Source organism: Mariniflexile ostreae (assembly GCF_042427585.1).
Classification (GTDB): Bacteria; Bacteroidota; Bacteroidia; order Flavobacteriales; family Flavobacteriaceae; genus Pseudalgibacter; species Pseudalgibacter ostreae.
This window is the reverse complement of the sequence record NZ_JBHMFC010000043.1, coordinates 1-789: the sequence shown is the minus strand read 5'-3', so window position 1 is coordinate 789 and position 789 is coordinate 1. Positions and strand designations below refer to the sequence as shown.

The 789-nt window shown below is 44.2% G+C and carries 1 protein-coding gene; it reads right to left on the bottom strand.

Annotated features, from left to right (window positions below; all coding sequences use genetic code 11):
• A partial coding sequence (locus ACFFU9_RS10260; RefSeq protein ID WP_379861344.1) for a PAAR-like protein occupies positions 1-789 on the bottom strand: 789 nt, incomplete at both ends.

The following is a 789-nucleotide window of genomic DNA, read 5'->3' as shown; positions in this document are numbered from 1 at the left end:
CTTTACGGTGGCAGCTTCTCCTGGGCGTACCCGCGTGCGCATTTGGCCGTCTACTTTTATGACGAGCGTTTTACTGGTATCGATACCCTGATCGGCGATGCTTATCGCTATAATATTTGAACCTGTTTTTTTTACATCTTTTTTTAAATCGGAGCCCATGCCATAAGCCTCTATTTTATAGTTGCCTATGGCTTGGTATGGAAATGTGAAATCCTCACCTTCATCAATGAAGGTGTTGAGAAGGGTGTAGGCCCCCACCTCTTCCCCTAGTTTTTTGTGGTAAACAACCCAGTTGACGTTCTCTTTGGTGTTTTCCGTTTTTTTTCTACTGAATGCAGTCACTTTAAATGCAATCTCGCTAACACTCTTGTGGTTAAGGGCAGTGCCTTTTGTTTGGCCTATTGCCACAACCCCCATACCATCGATATCCTCATCGATAAACTCGCCGGTTGCCAGTTGGGTCAATTCGGTTTCTGTAAGCAAATCCTCTAACAATATTCTTGCTATTTCCGGTGGTGTTTCGGCAAAGTCCTCTTGGCTCACGGTTTGGGTTTGGCCGTGAGTTTCAAAAGTGATCTTTCCCCCGAAACTACAAATGCCTACACTTTCCTTTATAAGTGCAGTCCCTTGGTTGGGCAGTTTTATCGCGTTATAGCTTTTTTGCCACTGAATAATGTTCGGGATACAAGCTTTGTACATTCCAAACCCTAAAGGCTGCATAAGACAGTCGCTAAAAGTACCTTTTTTTTTAGTAAAGGGCAGGGGCAGGTCTTTGGTGGTTGCTAACAG